The 18,331-nt window shown below is 64.3% G+C and carries 17 protein-coding genes; 9 read left to right on the forward strand and 8 right to left on the reverse strand.

The genetic code is table 11. The features are described 5' to 3' along the window. The first annotated feature begins 17 nt into the window (after window positions 1–17). The 8 genes from IOC69_RS06555 to IOC69_RS06590 all read left to right on the forward strand — a co-directional run bounded on the left by IOC69_RS06555 (window position 18) and on the right by IOC69_RS06590 (window position 8,924). Window positions 18–209: a hypothetical protein gene (locus IOC69_RS06555; RefSeq protein ID WP_290542739.1), complete on the forward strand. Its 192-nt coding sequence runs from the start codon at window positions 18–20 to the stop codon at window positions 207–209. Between the two features lie 217 nt (window positions 210–426). Continuing rightward, window positions 427–1,215: a DUF2092 domain-containing protein gene (locus IOC69_RS06560; RefSeq protein WP_290542740.1), complete on the forward strand. Its 789-nt coding sequence runs from the start codon at window positions 427–429 to the stop codon at window positions 1,213–1,215. A 10-nt stretch (window positions 1,216–1,225) separates the two neighbouring features. After that, entirely contained in the window at window positions 1,226–1,438 is a 213-nt protein-coding gene (locus IOC69_RS06565) for a hypothetical protein (protein ID WP_290542764.1), read from the forward strand. 373 nt (window positions 1,439–1,811) lie between these two features. Continuing rightward, window positions 1,812–4,232 carry an endopeptidase La gene (gene lon / locus IOC69_RS06570; protein ID WP_290542741.1) on the forward strand — a complete coding sequence of 807 codons (2,421 nt, stop codon included), beginning with the start codon at window positions 1,812–1,814 and terminating at the stop codon, window positions 4,230–4,232. A gap of 259 nt (window positions 4,233–4,491) precedes the next feature. Further along, the gene (locus IOC69_RS06575; protein WP_290542742.1) at window positions 4,492–5,385 is read left to right on the forward strand and encodes a DMT family transporter; all 894 of its coding nucleotides are present in this window, start codon (window positions 4,492–4,494) and stop codon (window positions 5,383–5,385) included. Window positions 5,386–5,389: 4 nt separating this feature from the next. Then, window positions 5,390–6,073 carry a glutamine amidotransferase gene (locus IOC69_RS06580; protein WP_290542743.1) on the forward strand — a complete coding sequence of 228 codons (684 nt, stop codon included), beginning with the start codon at window positions 5,390–5,392 and terminating at the stop codon, window positions 6,071–6,073. Between the two features lie 263 nt (window positions 6,074–6,336). After that, on the forward strand, window positions 6,337–7,341 hold the full coding sequence (locus IOC69_RS06585) for a ligase-associated DNA damage response exonuclease (RefSeq protein WP_290542744.1): 1,005 nt from the start codon (window positions 6,337–6,339) through the stop codon (window positions 7,339–7,341). Further along, window positions 7,338–8,924, forward strand: a complete 1,587-nt coding sequence (locus tag IOC69_RS06590; protein WP_290542745.1) for a cisplatin damage response ATP-dependent DNA ligase — start codon at window positions 7,338–7,340, stop codon at window positions 8,922–8,924. The genes IOC69_RS06585 and IOC69_RS06590 overlap by 4 nt, the downstream gene beginning before the upstream one ends. Window positions 8,925–8,966: 42 nt before the next feature. On the opposite strand, the gene IOC69_RS06595 is transcribed toward IOC69_RS06590, so the two are convergent. The 8 genes from IOC69_RS06595 to xylB form a co-directional block, all read right to left on the reverse strand. Further along, the gene (locus IOC69_RS06595) at window positions 8,967–9,872 is read right to left on the reverse strand and encodes an acetamidase/formamidase family protein (RefSeq protein WP_290542746.1); all 906 of its coding nucleotides are present in this window, start codon (window positions 9,870–9,872) and stop codon (window positions 8,967–8,969) included. A gap of 37 nt (window positions 9,873–9,909) precedes the next feature. After that, on the reverse strand, window positions 9,910–10,788 hold the full coding sequence (locus IOC69_RS06600) for a B12-binding domain-containing protein (protein WP_290542747.1): 879 nt from the start codon (window positions 10,786–10,788) through the stop codon (window positions 9,910–9,912). Window positions 10,789–11,348: 560 nt separating this feature from the next. Further along, on the reverse strand, window positions 11,349–11,765 hold the full coding sequence (locus tag IOC69_RS06605) for a very short patch repair endonuclease (protein ID WP_290542748.1): 417 nt from the start codon (window positions 11,763–11,765) through the stop codon (window positions 11,349–11,351). Beyond that, window positions 11,740–12,486: a GIY-YIG nuclease family protein gene (locus IOC69_RS06610; RefSeq protein WP_290542749.1), complete on the reverse strand. Its 747-nt coding sequence runs from the start codon at window positions 12,484–12,486 to the stop codon at window positions 11,740–11,742. The genes IOC69_RS06605 and IOC69_RS06610 overlap by 26 nt, the downstream gene beginning before the upstream one ends. Before the next feature lie 9 nt (window positions 12,487–12,495). Continuing rightward, a complete protein-coding gene (locus IOC69_RS06615; RefSeq protein WP_290542750.1) occupies window positions 12,496–13,665 on the reverse strand; it encodes a DNA cytosine methyltransferase in 1,170 nt (389 codons plus the stop codon). Window positions 13,666–13,860: 195 nt separating this feature from the next. After that, window positions 13,861–15,504 carry a chaperonin GroEL gene (gene groL / locus IOC69_RS06620; RefSeq protein WP_290542751.1) on the reverse strand — a complete coding sequence of 548 codons (1,644 nt, stop codon included), beginning with the start codon at window positions 15,502–15,504 and terminating at the stop codon, window positions 13,861–13,863. A gap of 49 nt (window positions 15,505–15,553) precedes the next feature. Next, window positions 15,554–15,868, reverse strand: coding sequence for a co-chaperone GroES (gene groES / locus IOC69_RS06625; protein WP_290542752.1), 315 nt, complete (start codon window positions 15,866–15,868; stop codon window positions 15,554–15,556). 190 nt (window positions 15,869–16,058) lie between these two features. Further along, window positions 16,059–17,534: a xylulokinase gene (gene xylB, locus IOC69_RS06630; protein WP_290542753.1), complete on the reverse strand. Its 1,476-nt coding sequence runs from the start codon at window positions 17,532–17,534 to the stop codon at window positions 16,059–16,061. A 94-nt stretch (window positions 17,535–17,628) separates the two neighbouring features. Here xylB and IOC69_RS06635 point away from each other — a divergent pair, with 94 nt between their 5' ends. Further along, complete coding sequence (locus tag IOC69_RS06635; RefSeq protein ID WP_290542754.1) at window positions 17,629–18,324, forward strand: hypothetical protein; 696 nt, start codon at window positions 17,629–17,631, stop codon at window positions 18,322–18,324. The last annotated feature ends 7 nt before the right edge of the window (window positions 18,325–18,331 follow it).

An 18,331-nucleotide genomic window follows, 5' to 3' on the forward strand; every position in this document is an offset into this window, starting at 1 on the left:
TACTGGGTGTAGTAGAGATGTCCTTCGCCGACCATGTCCGCTCTGCCGTCCAGGGGTTCCAGCAGCGCTGGGACCGGATGGCGGATCGTGCCTTCGGCAAGCCTCCCGCCGCGCATGACGAAATGGCGCGCGGCGAATTCATCTCCGCTTTCATCAGCGAGAGCGGCCTCAACTTCCCCGCCACCGGCAAAAACCAGCCGCGGGACTGATCCGTCACCACGGCTCGAATTCGTTAAGGCCGATCCGCATCTCAGCCGCGAACTGCACGAGCGCCGAAGCTGCGGCAGGCCCTGATTGAGCGGCACAGGCTGTCCGCCAAAGGCTAATGGGCGCTATCGAGATCGTGCTACGCGGCAAATGCCGCAGCCTCGAACGCGGGGCCGGATGCGCATGCCGCGGCGAAACTCAATCGAGTTGGAGACAGGAATGATCAGCTCACGCACCTTGCGCCGACCGGGCCTTGCCGTGGCCGCCGCCACCGCGGCCTTGTGGGCCGCCCTTCCCGCCCATGCCGACGCCACTGCCGACATCAGGGCTCTGGTCAGGAGCATGACCGATTTCGTGGCCGCCCAGAAGTCGATCTCCTTCGACATGGAAACGGACCTCGAGATCGTCACCACCCAGGGCCAGCGCCTGTCGCTCGCCAGTTCCGGCGCCATGGAGATGAGCCGACCCGACAAGATCCGCGTCGAGCGCAAGGGCGGCTTCGCCGACGTGGCCGCCGTCTATGACGGCAAGACGCTGAGCATCCTCGGCAGAAACCTCAATCTCTATGCCCAGATCCCCATTGCCGGCGATCTCGACCACCTGATCGACGAACTGCGCGACAAATATGCGAGGCCGCTGCCCGCCGCCGATCTGCTGAAGAGCGACTCCTACGACCAGATCATGACCGGGGCCACCGGCATTGCCTATCTGGGTGCGGGCGTCATTCTCGGCCAGATGTGCGACCATGTCGCCATGCGCAACGACGACGTGGACCTGCAGCTGTGGATCGCCCAGGGCGACAAGCCCTATCCCTGCCGCTACACCATCACCAGCCACGCCATTCCTGGCCAGCCGCAATATTCGGTCGAGATCTGGAACTGGAAGTCGGGCACCGATGCCGGCAGCGCAAGCTTCACCTTCACGCCGCCCGCGGGCGCTCAGGCCGTGGACCCCGCCAAGCTCGCCGACACCGACGAGCTTCCCGCGCATCTCGCCCCCAAGAACTGACCTGATGAGGATCACCATGATCAAGCGCCTCGGCCTTCTGGCCTTCACCACGCTCGCCCTTGGCTTCGCCATCGAACTCGGCGGCCAGGCCCTCGCCCCCGGCAAGCTCGGCGTCGTCACGCAGGCCCAGGCCATCATCGGCAGGCCCCTCACCCCGGTAAGCGTCGCCGGCGTCGCCCGCCGCACGGTGCGCCGCTGCGCGGTGGGTGTCTATTACTGCTGAGCCAACTCAGCCCAGGCGCGGCAGCCTGCGGCGCGTCCGAGCAGGAGCTGCAGGCGCTCTGCCTCAGGCAGCAAGCACAAGCGCTCCGCCAGCAAGGTCAGCACGGCCCATGGCCGCAAAGGTTGGGCACAAGCCCGAGGTCATCGCCGCTGAGCAGCCGCCCGCCGTGGGACACTTCTGGTCAGGGCGCATTGAAATTTTCTCAGGGGCTCTCCACATCTCCCGTGACGCCGGGGCTGCTCTTCCGGGAATTTTGTGCGTATCATACGCGTGAGACTCAACTGATTTGCGGCTCAATGGCCCAGAACCCGGGCGCCCTTGTTTGGCGGCTATTCCGCGCCAGACTGCGTGGCGGCCCATGAAAGGAAGTAGTATGAGCAAAACGGCCCCCGCAGGAAGCCACGAGACGATCCCGGTCCTGCCGCTCCGCGACATCGTCGTCTTCCCGCACATGATCGTGCCGCTCTTCGTGGGGCGCGAGAAGTCCATCAAGGCGCTTGAAGAGGTGATGCGCGAAAACAAGCGCATCCTGCTCGTCGCCCAGAAGAATCCCGCCGATGACGATCCGGCCTCGGATGCCGTCTATGACGTCGGCACACTGGCGCAGGTGCTGCAGCTTCTGAAACTCCCCGACGGCACCGTGAAGGTGCTCGTCGAGGGTTCCGACCGCGCGCGCGTGCACGGCTTCTCGGCCCGCACCGATTTCTTCGAGGCGGACGTCGAGGTGCTGCCCGCTGTCGCCGGAACCCCGGCCGAGACGGAGGCCCTGGCCCGCGCGGTCGTTTCGCAGTTCGACAGCTATGTGAAGCTGAACAAGAAGGTGCCGCAGGAAGTGCTGGCCTCGGTCGGCCAGATCACCGACCCTTCGAAGCTCGCGGACACCATCGCCGCCCATCTCGCCATCAAGATCGCCGAGAAGCAGGAGCTGCTCGAGATGACCTCCGTCGCGCAGCGTCTGGAGAAGGTTTATGCGCTGATGGAAGGCGAGATCTCGGTCCTCCACGTCGAGAAGCGCATCCGCTCGCGCGTCAAGCGCCAGATGGAGAAGACGCAGCGCGAGTATTATCTGAACGAGCAGATGAAGGCCATTCAGAAGGAGCTGGGCGACGGCGACGAGAAGAACGAGATCGACGAGCTCGAAGGCCGCGTCAAGTCCACCAAGCTCTCCAGGGAAGCGCGCGAGCGCGCCGAGGCCGAGATCAAGAAGCTGCGCCAGATGAGCCCGATGTCGGCGGAAGCCACCGTCCTGCGCAATTATCTCGACTGGCTGCTCGGCATCCCCTGGGGCCAGAAGAGCAAGGTGAGGCACGACCTCAAATTCGCCGAAGGCGTGCTCGATGCCGATCACTTCGGCCTCGACAAGGTGAAGGAGCGCATCCTCGAATATCTCGCGGTGCAGAGCCGCACCAACAAGCTGCGCGGCCCCATCCTGTGCCTCGTCGGCCCTCCGGGTGTCGGCAAGACCTCGCTTGGCAAGTCGATCGCCAAGGCCACGGGACGCGAGTTCATCCGCATGTCGCTCGGCGGCGTGCGGGATGAGGCCGAGATCCGCGGTCACCGCCGCACCTATATCGGCTCGATGCCCGGCAAGGTCATCCAGTCGATGAAAAAGGCGAAAAAGTCCAACCCGCTCTTCCTCCTGGACGAGATCGACAAGATGGGCATGGACTTCCGCGGCGATCCGTCCGCGGCCTTGCTGGAGGTTTTGGACCCCGAGCAGAACGCGACCTTCATGGACCACTATCTCGAGGTCGAATACGACCTCTCGAACGTCATGTTCGTGACGACGTCGAACACGCTCAATATTCCGCCGGCGCTTCTCGACCGTATGGAGATCATCCGGATCGCGGGCTACACGGAAGAGGAGAAGCTGGAGATCGCCAAGCGCCACCTGCTGCCCAAGGCAGCCGAACACCACGGCCTGATGCCTCAGGAGTTCGAGGTGACGGAGGAGGCCCTTTACGAGGTCATCCGCCGCTTCACCCGCGAGGCGGGCGTGCGCAACCTCGAGCGTGAGATCAACTCGCTCGCCCGCAAGGCGGTGAAGGAGATCATCACGGCGAAGACGAAGCAGATCCAGGTCACGCCGGAGGTGGTGCACCGGTATCTCGGCGTGCCGAAATTTCGCTATGGCGAGGCCGAGCGCGAGGACCAGGCCGGTGTCGTCACCGGCCTTGCCTGGACGGAAGTCGGCGGCGAAATCCTGACGATCGAAGCGCTGATGATGCCGGGCAAGGGCAAGATGACGGTGACCGGCAACCTGCGCGACGTGATGAAGGAGTCGATCTCGGCTGCTTCCTCCTACGTCCGCTCCCGCGCCGCCACCATCGGCGTCAAGCCGCCGGTGTTCGACAAGCGCGACATTCACGTCCACGTGCCGGAAGGCGCCACGCCCAAGGATGGCCCCTCGGCCGGCATCGCGATGGTCACGGCCATCGTCTCGGTGATGACCGGCATCCCCGTCCGCAGGGACGTGGCGATGACGGGCGAAATCACGCTGCGCGGCCGCGTGCTGCCGATCGGCGGCCTGAAGGAGAAGCTGCTTGCCGCCCTCCGCGCCGGCATCAAGACCGTGATGATCCCCGAGGAGAATGTGAAGGACCTCGCGGAAATCCCGGAGAACGTGAAGAAGGGCCTCGCGATCATCCCGGTCTCGCGCATGGACGATGTGCTGAAGCATGCGCTGACCCGCATGCCGGAGCCCATCACCTGGGACGAGGAGGCCGAGGAAGCCGCCGCCGCCGCCCGCGCCGCCGCCGACAAGGCCAGCGAGGGTGCGGCCCGCGCCCACTGACCGCCTGTCGGTCAACGACATTGGGGCCGTCCTTCGGGGCGGCCCTTTTTGTTGCCGCCAAAAGATCAGGCAACGGCTGATCTGGCGCATGTTCCGTCCAGGCGATTCCGCCGGAACGGAACATGCGCTAAGGACGATTTACCGGCTACAGGACGATCCGATCCGCTCCCGAGTGGGTGTGTTGCGGAAAATGCGGCACCCTGCGCCGCCGTTCTGATCTATCCTCGCCCGAATCACTCAAACCGCCTGTCCGGACCTCATGGCCCTCTCCCAGAATCTCCGCGGCATCGCCGCCATCGTCGTGGCCACCGGCAGCTTCGTTGCCAATGATACCTGCATGAAGCTGGCGCTGGCGGATGCGCCGCCCTTCCAGGTTCTGGTCATGCGCGGCACGGCGGCGATCGTCTGGTGCCTGCCGGTGATCTGCTTCATGGGCCTGATCCGGCACCTGCCCAAGGCCTTCAACCCCTGGGTCGTGCTGCGCTCGTCGAGCGAGCTCGTTGCCATCCTGTGCTTCATCACGGCGCTCGCCCACATGCCGATCGCCGACCTGACGGCGATCACCCAGACATCGCCGCTTGTCGTTCTGCTCGGCATGTGGTTCCTCTTCGGCGAGAAGGTGGGTGGCTTGCGCCTGCTGCTCATTGGCTTCGGCGTCACCGGAGCGCTGCTGGTGGCGCAGCCCGGCGGGGTCGCGGCCTCGCCCTTTGCGGTCTTCGGCTTCCTCACTGCGGCGGGCGTTGCGGGCCGCGACATCCTCTCGCGCAAGGTGCCGCCACGCACACCCGCGCTGGCGGTCACCTTCTCGACCCTGCTGGTCGTCGTGCTCGGCGCGCTCGTGCTGTCGCTCGCCTTCGAGGAGCAGGTGATGCCCACCCTCCACCATGCCTGGCTGATGTCTATTGCCGGCTTCTTCCTGATGTGCGGCCATTCCTTCGTTTTCCTGGCCTACAGCCGCAGCGCGGCGCGCGTGGTGGCGCCCTTCAGCTATTCGGTCATGATCTGGGCCGGCCTCTCCGGCATTCTGGTCTTCGGCCAGTTCCCCAACATGCTCGCAATTGCCGGCATGACGCTGATCATGGCTTCGGGGCTTGCCATCATCCTGCTCGAAGGCCGCAGGGGCCGGCCCGTGCCCGCCGCGGCGGAGCTTTAGCGCGATGCCCGACGTTCTCATCCTGCTCCATACCGAGGCCTCGAGCCCGGGGCGCATCGGCCAGATGCTGCGGGAGAAGGGCCTCCGCCTCGACATCCGCCGCCATCCGCTCGGCGACCCGCTGCCCGGGACGCTGGAGCACCACGCGGGCGCGATCATCTTCGGCGGCCCGATGAGCGCCAATGACAGCGATGAGTGGGTCGGCCGCGAGATCGACTGGATCGGCACGCCGCTCAGGGAGCAGAAGCCATTTCTCGGCGTCTGCCTTGGCGCGCAGATGCTGTCAAAGCACCTGGGCGGCACTGTCAGCCCCCATGCCGACGGCCTGGCCGAAATCGGCTATTATGACCTTACCCCCACCGAGGAGGGACGGGCCCACGGCCCCTGGCCGCGGAAGGTCTATCACTGGCACCGCGAAGGCCTCACGCTGCCGAAAGACGCCGTGCGGCTCGCCACCGGCGAGACCTTCGAGAACCAGGCCTTCCGCTTCAACGGCAAGGCCTATGGCATCCAGTTCCACCCGGAGGTGACCAGGCTCACCATGCACCGCTGGGGTGTAAAAGGCGCCCACCGCTTCGTCCTGCCCAATGCGCAGGATGCGGCGGCACATCTCGAAGGCAATCTGCTGCACGATGCGCCGGTGAGGGACTGGCTCTCCCGGTTTCTGGACAGCTGGCTCGCGCCGTGACGCCGCCCCTGTGCCGCGCTGGCACGCGGCAGCAGGCCCGTTAAGCCTTTCTTCGCAAACTCGAAACTGTTTGGAAACCGCATTGGCCCATGATGCATACATGGCCAGCGGGGACCGAGGGGGACTTGCGCCACGGCGATCCGGGATCAAGTACTGCGTACCCGGATACCATTTCTTGCGGGGGGCTTCTTTGCGGGGCTCCCCGTTTTTCGTTCCGCCCGGCCCATTGCGAAACATCCCCGCGCGCATGACATTGTAACGTCATGGCGGTTCCTCCCTTCGAAAGCTGGCTCAGGCCCGGCCCCTCGGGCCTCTATTGCGCGCCCGGCGATTTTTTCATCGACCCGGCGGGGCCGGCGCCGCGCGCCATCATCACGCATGGCCATTCCGACCATGCGCGGCCGGGCCACGCCGCGGTGTTGGCCACCGCCGACACGCTCGCCATCATGCGCCTGCGCCTCGGCGAACTCGGCCAGACCCAGGCCCTGGCCTACGGCGAACCGCTCACGGTGAAGGACGTGACCGTGACGCTCGTCCCCGCCGGCCACATCCTCGGCTCGGCGCAGATCGTCATCGATTATCAAGGCCAGCGCGCCGTGATCTCCGGCGACTACAAGCGCCATGCGGACCCGACCTGCGATCCCTTCGAACCCGTGCCCTGCCATCTCTTCGTCACCGAGGCCACCTTCGGCCTTCCGGTTTATCGGCATGAGCCCGACACCGCGGAAGTGCGGAAGCTGCTCGCCTCGCTCCGCGACTTCCCCGAACGCACGCACCAGATCGGCGTCTATGGGCTGGGCAAGTGCCAGCGCCTCATCAGGCTCATCCGCCAGGCGGGCTATGATCGCCCCATCTGGCTGCACGGCGCGCTGAGATCGATGACGGATTATTACGTCTCGCGCGGCTTCGATCTCGGCGCGGTGCCGGATGCCACGGACGCGCCTGACAGGCTCGCGGGCGAGATCGTGCTGTCGCCGCCCTCGGCGCTGGGCGACCGCTGGTCGCGCCGCTTCGCCGATCCGCTCCCGGGCTTCGCCTCGGGCTGGATGCGCATCCGCGGCCGGGTGCGCCAGCGCGGGGTCGAACTCCCTCTCATCATTTCGGATCACTGCGACTGGCCGGAGCTGATCCGCACTGTCACGGAGACGGGTGCGGCCGAAGTCTGGGTCACCCATGGCCGTGAGGAGGCGCTGGTGCATGAACTCGGCAAGCGCCAGATCGTGGCGCGCGCATTGCGCCTCGTGGGCCGCGAGGATGACGCCGAATGAAGGCTTTCTCGCAGCTCCTCGACCGCCTCACCTACACGCCGGCGCGCAACGCCAAGCTGATGCTGATGCGCAATTACTTTCTCGCGACGCCCGACCCGGACCGCGGCTATGCGCTCGCGGCCCTTACTGACGGCCTGCCCATCGAGGTCCCGCTGCGCCGCGTGCTCGCTGAGATTGGCGGGAGCCGTTTCGACCCGGCACTCTTCCGCATGTCGCGCGACGACGTGGGCGACACGGCGGAGACGGTGGCCCTCATCTGGCCGGTGACGCAGGCGCAAGGCGATGCGCCGCGCCTGCCGGAAATCGTCGCGGCCGTCGCAAGGGCGGGCCGGGGCGGCCATGCGGCGCTGCTCACGCAATGGCTGGACCGGCTGGACGCCACGGGTCGCTGGGCGCTCCTCAAGTTCCTCAGCGGCGCGCCGCGCGTCGGCGTCTCGGCGCGGCTTGCCAAACAGGCGGTGGCCGATGCCTTCGGACACAGCATCGGCGATATCGAGGAGCTGTGGCACGGCATAACGCCTCCCTATACGGAGCTCTTCGCCTGGCTGGAGGGCAAGGCCTTGCGCCCGCCACCCGCCGCCACGCCCGTCTTCCGCCCCATGATGCTGGCGCACGCGCTGGAGGAGCCGGACTGGCAGGCGATGAACCCCGGTGATTTCGCCGCCGAATGGAAGTGGGACGGCATCCGCATCCAGGTGGCGGCCAGGGGCGGCGCCACGCGGCTGTTCTCGCGCACGGGGGATGATATCGGCCAGGCCTTCCCGGAACTCGTCGATCACTTCAGGTTTGACGCCGTGCTGGACGGCGAGTTGCTCGTCGTGCGGAACGGCGGGGCCGCCTCCTTCCAGGACCTGCAGCAGCGCCTCAACCGCAAGACTGTGACGCGCGCCATGCTGACCAGATACCCCGCGCATGTGCGCTTCTACGACGCGCTCGAGATCGGGGCTGAGGACCTGCGCGGGCTTCCCTTCACCGCCCGGCGCGAGCGCCTCGAGGCATGGCGCCGGCAAGTGGACCCCGCCCACAGCGACCTTTCCGAACTGTTGACCTTCGCCGGCAAGGAAGAGCTGAAGGCGCGCTGGGAAGCGGCCCGCGGGGAGGGCATCGAGGGCCTCATGCTGAAGCGGCGGACGAGCCCCTATCTCGCCGGCCGTCCCAAGGGCCACTGGTACAAGTGGAAGCGCGCGGCGCTCACGGCCGATTGCGTGCTGCTCTATGCGCAAAAGGGCTCGGGCAAGCGCTCCTCCTTCTATTCGGATTACACCTTCGGCGCCTGGACGCGGAAGGACGGCCAGCCCGTCCTCGTCCCAGTCGGCAAGGCCTATTCGGGTTTTACGGACGAGGAGCTCGCCAGGCTCGACCGCTTTGTGCGCCAGAACACCATCGACCGCTTCGGACCCGTGCGCTCGGTGATGCCGAAGCTGGTGCTGGAAATCGCCTTTGACGCCATCCAGCCATCGACCCGCCACAAGTCCGGCATCGCCATGCGCTTTCCCCGCGTCTCGCGCATCAGGTGGGACAAGCCGGCGAAGGAGGCGGACACGCTGGAGACGTTGAAGGGGTTGATAACGTCAGTAAGCTGACGAAAGAGCCCCCGCCAGGGCTCGCTCCGCGTGGCAGGACGCTCAAGGCAGCGCCGCCCGCGCCACCCGGCACACCACCGAGTAAGCCGGGTTGAACACATTGGCCACGTCATATCTCACGCACTGTCCCATCACATGGCTCGCCGCCACCTCGTCGAGCCCGTGGTCCGCCATCAGCCAGTCCAGCATCTCGGTCGTCGCGTGCTGCAGCGCCTGGTCGAGCGGCCTTGCAGTGCCGATGGTGAAAATCTCCGTCCCGTTCATGCCCCGCGGCCAGCCGATCTTCCGGCCCTTCAGCACGCGCGCGGTGAAGGTCACGTCCGCCGCGGTTTCGATCCCCGTTCCCACGATCTCGCCGTCGCATTGCTGGGCATGCACATCGCCGAGGAAGAACAGCGCACCCGGAACGGCGACGGGGAACATCGCCTCCACCCCCGGCCTGAAGCCGCGATAATCCATATTGCCGCCATGACGCCCGCCGGTGGCGGTCGAGACCGCCTGTCCGAGATCGGGCGCCACGCCGAAGCAGCCGATCATCGGCTCCACCGCGACGGACCAGTCGGCGAGCGCCGGCGGCGGCACCGCCAATCGGGCGCGGCCCTTCTCCGCATCGATCAGCCATTCCGCCTTGCGCCGCCCGCGGAAGCGCAGCACGGCATCGGGCTCCACCACGTTCGGGCTCAGCACGTCGAAGGTCCAGCCCGTGCCGCGCGTCAGGCGGATGTCGCGGATGGCGATCAGCAGCGTGTCGCCGGGTTCGGCCCCTTCGATGAAGAAGGGCCCGGTCATCGGGTTCGGCCGGTTGCCGATTTTCCCACCGCGCGCGTCGAAGCCATGGGCATCGGCCGTCGCGGCGATCACCGTGTCGCCGCTGGCGATCGCCAGGGCAGGCGCGTGGCTTCCCAGCGTGTTGTGGAGCGTGGCGGGCGTGAAGCGATGCGTGGTCATGGCGGCAAGCATGCCGCATCGCGCGGGCGATGCAAGATCAGACGGGGGCCCCGGCCAGCAGTTTCCTGGCAAGGATCACCGCGGCCGGGCCATTGGCCGCCGTGCCGTCGGCGCCCACCGCGTCCACCAGTTCCGGCTGGCGGGCCACGGCGGAGCCGCCGATCATGATGCCGATCCTCGGGTTGAGCGAGCGTTCGCGCACCAGGCGGATCGCCTCCTTGAGCGAGGGCACATGCACGTCCGATCCGAGCGAGAAGCCGACGACGCCGAACCATTCCCGCGCGACGATCCCCGCCGGCTCGTCCGGCGTGGCGGTGTGGCAGCTCCACACATGCCAGCCGCCGGCGCGCAGGAACTTCTGCACAATGGTGCTGCCCAGGCTGTGCTGCTCGCCGGGTGCCGCGGCCAGCAGCACGCGGCGCTTTTCGTCATAATCCGGAATCTGCCCCAGCCCCTCGAACACATGGACCAGCCGCTGCAGCCTGGACATGCCGATGGTCACGTCGAGGAAGTCGGCCTTGTCCTCCGTCCACAATTCGCCGAGCAGGCGGGCCGCGGGCTCCAGCAGTTCCGCATGCAGGTCGTCGAGAGACACGCCGCCGTCCCTCAGTTTCAGCACGAAATTGAAGGCATCCTCGTTCTCAGGCCCCAGCAGCAGCCGGGCCAGCTCGGCAATCTCGGCGCTGCGCAGCGGAACAGCCGGCACATCGCCTTCAGGCGGCACATGCAGCGCCACCAGCTGGGGCAGCACATGTTCGACGACAATCTTGCTGAGTTTGGCATAGCGGAATGCGGTAACGTCAATGGTGAGCTCAAGCGGCGGCAGGAAACCCACGCCAGCCCCGGCCTCTTCGCCGGAGGGAAAGTCAGGCTTGACCGAAGCCAAGCCGCCGGTGTCGTCCTGATCTTGTGCCATCCCATCACTGTCGGGCCGCCTCTTTTTGTTATGGGGCGGGCCTCGGTATCCGGTGGGATGATAGGGCAGCTTGCCCGGCCATGCAATCGTCTCACGTCTGTTCGGTCCAGGACAGGGCGTGGCAGATGCCCTCAAATAAATCCCGGCATGTCTTCCGGGGTTCGTTCGCTTCAGCCTGTGGCTGAGCGCCGGACTTGGAACTCCATGCCGCCGTCGGCGCCGCCACCGGCGACTGGATCGGCTCCATCTCAGGGGTTCTGGCGCATGATCTTGTCGCAAAACCGGTTCCACTTTTGCGGATCATGCGCCAGATCAAAAGCTTGAGCATGATCTTGTCGCAAAACCGGTTCCACTTTTGCGGATCATGCGCCAGATCAAAAGCTTGAGCATGATCTTATCGCAAAACCGGTTCCACTTTTGCGGATCATGCTCTGGTGTTCAGTTCGTCCCTGTCAACGGCCAACCGCCAGACACGGAAACGCAACCAGGGCGGCTGTTTCGGGATTCCGGCGCCGCAGAAGCAAGAAAACGCCGGATTTCTCCCGGCCTGCTTTCAGTTGTCAGGTCTTTGTCGCCTGCCGCAAAAACCTCAGCTTTCTCGCCTTGGCGCCAACGCTTTCGCATTCCCAAATAGAAATGACACGCCATCCGCTCCTCCGAAGCAAGTTTCGGCTCAGGCGGTCTCTTGCCCGGTTGGAGGAAATCTTGGCTATCCAGTAGGCTGTATTCGTCTTGGGAAGCCGTCTACCGCGCTTGCAATTGTGGCCATGCCAAAAGCAGCCATTGACAAAATTCGCTGTCTTTAGGGAGTGAATGACAATGTCGGGTTTGCCTGGAAGACCGGACACATTGAAACGCATTCTAAAGCCCAGTGGCCGGATCATGGACCGAATCGCGATCTCAGCAGAGGTGGACCTGGATGCGACCGCCCGCATCGTCCTTGAGCGTGTCTCACTCGCTTTTTTTGCGCGGCCCATCTGCTTCGTCGTCAGCCTCCGAACCAGTTTCGACGCTTGCGTTTCCGCCCATCGCGGCAAACCGATCCTCGGCAATGGATCGAAGCCGTGATGCTTGGGTGAGCAGCGTTCTCCGCAGCCCGGTATTCACGTCCCGTTCTGCAATCGTCTGGGCGAGGCGCGAAATCACTTGGGCTCTGCGCGCCGTTCTCGTATCCGCGTGTCCTCGGAGTTTGAGGACCTCCTCAGAAACGATTCGACCCCTCAGCGGATGTGGAAGCGTGATTGAAATCGCCGGAGCAGGCGGGTCTTTCTCGTTCAGAATCGCTCGAAACCTGGAGCGCGCCACGGCGAGCTTGTGCACCTCATATTCCAGAGCATCAAGTGTTTGCTTTGCCCGGGAAAAATCCGGATGCCTGGAATTCACCTTGTCGAACTCAGGCAACGGATAGATCTCAATCTCGAAAACCTCGTAAGGATCGAGCACCGACATGGCAACCGCATCGGTCCGCTGATTGGTGAGATGCCGGCTTATGCGGCCCGACACCTTCTCCTTGGTCTGACCGACGTAAATAGGCTCGCCATCATAGTCATAGAATATATACACTCCCCACTTGTGCGCGCCGATTGCTCTGGGTTCTCCTTTTTCGCCGCCAACGATGTAAGGCTGCCTGAGGAAGTTCCGCAGCGACCTTCTTAGCTCGTTGGTTTCGAACGGCGGGTTATTCTTCTTTCTTGCCATGGTTGCGGCTTATTCCGCTGCAATGGTCATTACGGTCGGTCGATCAAGCGCTGGGCCGGTAAGGCGATCCAGCAGGTGCTCCCGTAGAAAAGAGACGGCGGGCACGGCAAGTCCATCGCCAAAAATGTGGTATCCGTCATTGTAGTTCTCTGGAATTGCGTAATCGGCACTCTTCGGAACTCCCATCAGGTTTGCTGCTTCCCGGACCGTCAGAAGTCTCGATCTGATTTTTTTCTTGTCGACCACGAGGATGATCTGTCTGCTGGAGCCTCCTCCAGGAGTCCTCAGGCAACCGGCTATGCCGTCAAAGCGCACTTCGGCCCTTTGCACTCTCCCTAAGCGCTCCTCATTTCTCGTCCGCTTGTAAATTGTTCCTACAGTCCTCTCACCGGACGCCTGAGCCACCTTCACCTTCTCAAGGTTTGTCGGCGACATCATCGAAAGAAGACGGGAAGTCTCCGCATCAGAATGCCACGTGCTGACATCATCATCACGTTCCAGCATATCGGCAAGGTTCAGTTGGCGGGGTTTGGGAATGGGCAACCGCCACCACCGCCATACGGCTCCAAGATGTGACGGCAATGATGAATACGCCTGGTAAACCGCTTCATTGTGCCAAGGTCTGATTGGCGCGTCAGCGACCAGCTCGGGTCTGTATTGCTCTCCGCGCTTCTGACAGACGACGAACAGCCGTGGTCTTGATTGTGGAAGGAAATGAACTGCGTCAATCACAAGTGCGCCAAAGTCATAGCCCAGGGAGAAAACCGCTTGAGCGAGTTCCCGGAAGTCCTGCCCTCCATGAGACGATAGCGCGCCAGTCACGTTTTCCAGAACTAGCAAACGGGGCGCGCGGTTTTCCGCACTCAGAGAACTTATTGCCTGCCAGAAGCCCCAAAACGCGCCGCTTCTCTCTCCCGCCAGTCCGGCGCGATTCCCAGCCAGAGATAAGTCCTGACACGGAAATGAAGCCCAAGCCAAGTCGGCCCTGCCTGGTAAGTCCCCGGATCTGAGCTTGTAGACGTCGCCGTGCACGATCTCCTTCTTCCCGAAGTTCGCCTGGTAGGTTGCGACTTTCTTCGGGTCAATGTCATTGGCCAAGAGGCATGTCCAATCGGGGCCAAGCCCCAGACGGGCCATGCCGCCACCGGCGAAGAATTCGTAAAAAAAGCGATTTGCCATTTATGGAAGTTCGCCTAACGTTCTCCCGTCGTCAAGGGCGGGGCACATACACTCAACAAAAAACCCCGGTGTTTCCACCGGGGTCCGTTTGTTTCAGCCTGTGGCTGACAGGACTTCTTAGAAATCCATGCCGCCACTTTGACCGGCCTTGGCCGGTCAAAGCACTTTCGGTGATGGGCGGCTTTTATGGACTCCTTAGAAGTCCATTCCACCCATGCCGCCGCCCATGCCGCCGGGGGGCATGCCGGCCGGGGCCTTGTCCTTGGGCTTCTCGGCGATCATGGCTTCCGTGGTGATGAGCAGCGAGGAGACCGATGCCGCGTCCTGGAGCGCGATGCGCACGACCTTGGCGGGGTCGATGATGCCCTTGGCCACCATATCGACGTACTCTTCGTTCTGCGCGTCGAAGCCGTAGTTGCCGTCCTTCTCCAGGAGCTTGCCGACGACGATCGAGCCTTCGACGCCCGCGTTCTCGACGATCTGGCGGAGCGGCGCCTCGAGCGCCTTCGACACGATGTTGATGCCGGCCTGGATGTCGGCGTTGGAGGACTTGAGTGCCCCAACCGCCTTCTTGGCGCGCAGCAGCGCAACACCGCCGCCGGGGACGATGCCTTCTTCCACCGCGGCGCGGGTGGCGTTCAGCGCGTCGTCAACGCGGTCCTTGCGCTCCTTGACTTCCACTTCCGTCGAACCGCCGACCTTGATGACGGCAACGCCGCCCGCCAGCTTGGCGAGACGCTCCTGCAGCTTCTCCTTGTCGTAGTCCGAGGTGGTTTCCTCGATCTGCGCCTTGATCTGCGCGCAACGGCCCTGGATGTCGGCCTTCTTGCCCGCGCCGTCGACGATCGTGGTGTTTTCCTTCTCGATCTTCACGCGCTTGGCGCGGCCCAGCATGTCGAGCGTCACGTTCTCAAGCTTGATGCCCAGATCTTCCGAGATCACCTGGCCGCCCGTCAGGACGGCGATGTCCTCGAGCATGGCCTTGCGGCGGTCGCCGAAGCCCGGAGCCTTGACGGCCGCGACCTTGAGGCCGCCACGCAGCTTGTTGACCACGAGGGTGGCGAGCGCCTCGCCCTCGATGTCCTCCGCGACGATCAGCAGCGGCTTCGAGGTCTGCACGACCGACTCGAGGACGGGGAGCATGGACTGCAGCGAGGACAGCTTCTTCTCATGCAGCAGGATGTAGGCGTCGTCGAGCTCGGCCACCATCTTGTCGGCGTTGGTGATGAAGTAGGGCGAGAGATAGCCGCGGTCGAACTGCATGCCTTCGACGACATCGAGTTCGGTCTCGGCGGTCTTGGCCTCCTCGACGGTGATGACGCCCTCGTTGCCCACCTTCTGCATGGCTTCGGCGATCATGTCGCCGATGGCCTTCTCGCCATTGGCGGAGATGGTGCCGACCTGGGCCACCTCGGCGGAGCCCTTGATCTTCTTGGCGCGCTTCTTGATGTCTTCGATGGCGACGGCGACGGCCATGTCGATGCCGCGCTTCAGGTCCATCGGGTTCATGCCGGCGGCCACGTTCTTCGCACCCTCGCGGACAATCGCCTGGGTGAGCACGGTGGCGGTGGTGGTGCCGTCGCCGGCGAGATCGTTGGTCTTGGACGCGACCTCACGCACCATCTGGGCGCCCATGTTCTCGAACTTGTCCTCAAGCTCGATTTCCTTGGCGACGGTCACACCGTCCTTGGTGGTGCGCGGCGCGCCGAAGGACTTGTCGATCACGACGTTGCGGCCCTTGGGACCCAGCGTCACCTTCACGGCGTTGGCGAGAATATCGACGCCGCGGAGCATGCGCTCACGGGCATCGGCGGCAAAACGGACTTCTTTGGCAGCCATAGTTGCTACTCCTGATTACGGGTTGTTCAGTTGTGGGGGGCGAGGTGGATCAGGCGACCTTCTTGGACGCCGGCTTGCCCTCAAGCACGCCCATGATGTCGCTTTCCTTCATGATCAGATACTCGACACCATCGATCTTGACTTCGGTGCCGGACCACTTGCCGAACAGCACGATGTCGCCGGCCTTCACATCGAGGGGGATGAGCTTGCCGGTCTCGTCGCGGCCACCCGGGCCCACGGCGATGATTTCGCCCTGCATCGGCTTCTCCTGGGCGGTGTCAGGGATGATGATGCCACCCTTGGTCTTGGTGTCTTCCTCGACGCGCTTCACCACAACGCGGTCGTGCAGAGGACGGAATTTCATGTCGGTTAACTCCTCGGAATGTCGTCATTTTTTGAGGTTTGACACTGGCGGACTCCGGATGGGAGGCCAGCCCTGCTGGCACTCCCCTGTGTAGAGTGCTAGCAGTCCGGTGGAGATATGGCGGACGGGGCGTTCCGTCAAGAGGGCGGCAGGGTCAAAGATTAAATTTTGTTCGGGTCGGCCGGGCGGCTCAGAACAGCGGTTCCACCGCCTTGTAAAGCCCCCGGAATTTCTGAAGCCGCGCGGCATAGATTTGGGCCAGCTCCGGGTCGGGCCGGATTTCGGCGGCGATCTCCGGCTTGCTGCACACGGCGGCGACATCCTCCCCCGTCGCGGCAAGCCTCGCCAGCCGGGCCGCGCCGAAGGCGGGGCCGGCTTCGGAACCCTCCTGCAGAAGCACGGACTTGTTCAGCGCGCTCGCCAGGATCTTCATCCAGAAGCGGCTCTTCGATCCGCCGCCGTTCACCGCAATCCGGTCCGGCAGCTTGCCCGTCGCTTCGAGACAGCCCTGCGCATCGGCAAGCGACAGCGCCACGCCCTCCAGCACGGCCTGGGTCACCTGTTCCGGCGTGGTGGCGGGGGTGAGGCCGAACAGCACGCCCTTGGCATGCGGGTTGTTGTGCGGCGTGCGCTCGCCGGAGAGATAGGGCAGGAACAGCAGGGCCGAGGGGCCGGTGAAGGCGCGCTCCGTGTCCTCCAGCAGCTGCCCGATGTCGCCCCGCCCCATCAGCCCCGCCGCCCAAGCCAGTGCGCCGGCGCCGTTGAGCAGCGCGGCCATCTGGAACCAGCGGCCGGGCAGCGCGTGGCAGAAGGTGTGGATCAAATGCTCCGGGGACGGACGATAGGTCCCGCGCGCGGCGAAATACTGCGTCGCTGTGCCCAGCGAAATGAAGGCATCGCCCCCGTTCACGGCCCCGCTCGCCACCGCACCCGCCGCCGCATCGCCCGCACCCGCCGCGACGATGATGCCGGGGGACAATCCCCACGCCATCGCCACCGATCCCTGCAACAGGCCGGAGACGGCGGAGCCTTCGAGCGCGGTGGGCAGCATCGAAAGCGGAATGCCCGCCGCGGCCGCAATCTCCGGCGACCATTGCCGTTTCGCGCCATCGAGCAGCAGCGCGCCCGAGGCATCGCACATGTCGGTGGCGAAGCCATGGGTCATGCGGAAGCGCGCATAGTCCTTGGGCAGCAGCAGATGCCTGGCGCGGCCGAAAACCTCCGGCTCATGGCGGGCCAGCCAGAGAAGCTTGGGCGCCGAAAAGCCCGGCATGGCCGGAACGCCCGCAATGGCGCCGATCCCGGGCAGCTTCGCATTCAGCCAGGCCGCCTCGGCATGCGCGCGCCCGTCATTGTGCAGGATCGCCGGGCGGATCGGATGGCCCGCCGCGTCCAGCAGCACCGCGCCATGCATCTGGCCCGAAAGCCCAATCGCTTTCACCTCGTGCCAGGCATTGCCCGCCTTGTGGCGCAGCCCGGCGATGGCCTGCCCGACCGCCACCCACCAGTCCTCCGGGTTCTGTTCCGACCACAGGTCCTGCGGCCGGGAGACGGCAAGCGGTGCGGAGGCGCCCGCAAGAATGTTCTGCTCCCCGTCCACCACCACCGCCTTGACGGAGGACGTGCCGATGTCGATGCCGAGAAAACTGCTGGCGGAATTGCTCATTTACCGTCCCGCGCCAAATGCAGTGTGCTATCGAATGGCGTGACAATCCCTTTCCCAGCGTCATACATTGACGTTTGTATCATGGAGACTCGACGTGAAGCGTGGGTGGACGACCCTTGGCGGAATAGCGGTTCATGACTTTCGACGCGCGCTCCGCGTTCTCGAAAAAGATGTCCCAAGGCACGAACTCCTCAAGTTGCTGGCGGACAGGATACGCAGCAAGCTGGTATATGTACTTGCGGCCTATCCTTTTCTGTTGTTCGGCGTCTTTCTGATCGCTGACTGCAAAGTCGGAAATGTCATTCTATTGCCTGAGTTCCTGGGGTTCGCGGAAATCCCGCTCAGTTATGTGGTGTTCGTGTTGGCCTGGCTCTGTGCAGGGGTTGTTCTCGGCACGCATAGCATATGCCTGATGGGCAGGTACCTCGGCTTGCTCGTGTGGAAATCCTTCCCGTCTGGCAGTGTTGCGGCCTACACCGCGCCCTATCTCGGGCTGCCGGTCTTCTCCCTCGCCAGGGAAACATATTTCCGCCTCGCAAAAGCGGCGCGAAGTTCCAGGCGGTCAAGGCGGGAGTTGGGTCTCTACCAGATTCCCATATCGGGAATTTGCGCTGCGTTCCTTTTTGTCGACCTGTTCATCTTCAGCATCTTGATGTCGACCGCCATCGCCGTCGTCAGGGCTCCCGAAACAGAAACGCACGGCCACTTGCTTGGCTATGTGAGCCTGTGCTTCCTCCTCGGTCCGCTGCTGAATGTGGTCGCCTACCGGATTCCCATCAGATACCGATGACGGGTGG

This window comes from Aestuariivirga sp., from assembly GCF_020252405.1.
In the GTDB taxonomy this organism is placed as follows: domain Bacteria; phylum Pseudomonadota; class Alphaproteobacteria; order Rhizobiales; family Aestuariivirgaceae; genus Aestuariivirga.

Bases quoted from the DNA above. Each gene is read 5' to 3' on its own strand.
- IOC69_RS06555 (WP_290542739.1), top strand. From the start codon at position 18: ATGTCCTTCGCCGACCATGTCCGCTCTGCCGTCCAGGGGTTCCAGCAG.
- IOC69_RS06560 (WP_290542740.1), top strand. From the start codon at position 427: ATGATCAGCTCACGCACCTTGCGCCGACCGGGCCTTGCCGTGGCCGCC.
- lon (WP_290542741.1), top strand. From the start codon at position 1,812: ATGAGCAAAACGGCCCCCGCAGGAAGCCACGAGACGATCCCGGTCCTG.
- IOC69_RS06575 (WP_290542742.1), top strand. From the start codon at position 4,492: ATGGCCCTCTCCCAGAATCTCCGCGGCATCGCCGCCATCGTCGTGGCC.
- IOC69_RS06580 (WP_290542743.1), top strand. From the start codon at position 5,390: ATGCCCGACGTTCTCATCCTGCTCCATACCGAGGCCTCGAGCCCGGGG.
- IOC69_RS06585 (WP_290542744.1), top strand. From the start codon at position 6,337: ATGGCGGTTCCTCCCTTCGAAAGCTGGCTCAGGCCCGGCCCCTCGGGC.
- IOC69_RS06590 (WP_290542745.1), top strand. From the start codon at position 7,338: ATGAAGGCTTTCTCGCAGCTCCTCGACCGCCTCACCTACACGCCGGCG.
- IOC69_RS06595 (WP_290542746.1), bottom strand. From the start codon at position 9,872: ATGACCACGCATCGCTTCACGCCCGCCACGCTCCACAACACGCTGGGA.
- IOC69_RS06600 (WP_290542747.1), bottom strand. From the start codon at position 10,788: ATGGCACAAGATCAGGACGACACCGGCGGCTTGGCTTCGGTCAAGCCT.
- IOC69_RS06605 (WP_290542748.1), bottom strand. From the start codon at position 11,765: ATGGGCCGCGCAAAAAAAGCGAGTGAGACACGCTCAAGGACGATGCGG.
- IOC69_RS06610 (WP_290542749.1), bottom strand. From the start codon at position 12,486: ATGGCAAGAAAGAAGAATAACCCGCCGTTCGAAACCAACGAGCTAAGA.
- IOC69_RS06615 (WP_290542750.1), bottom strand. From the start codon at position 13,665: ATGGCAAATCGCTTTTTTTACGAATTCTTCGCCGGTGGCGGCATGGCC.
- groL (WP_290542751.1), bottom strand. From the start codon at position 15,504: ATGGCTGCCAAAGAAGTCCGTTTTGCCGCCGATGCCCGTGAGCGCATG.
- groES (WP_290542752.1), bottom strand. From the start codon at position 15,868: ATGAAATTCCGTCCTCTGCACGACCGCGTTGTGGTGAAGCGCGTCGAG.
- xylB (WP_290542753.1), bottom strand. From the start codon at position 17,534: ATGAGCAATTCCGCCAGCAGTTTTCTCGGCATCGACATCGGCACGTCC.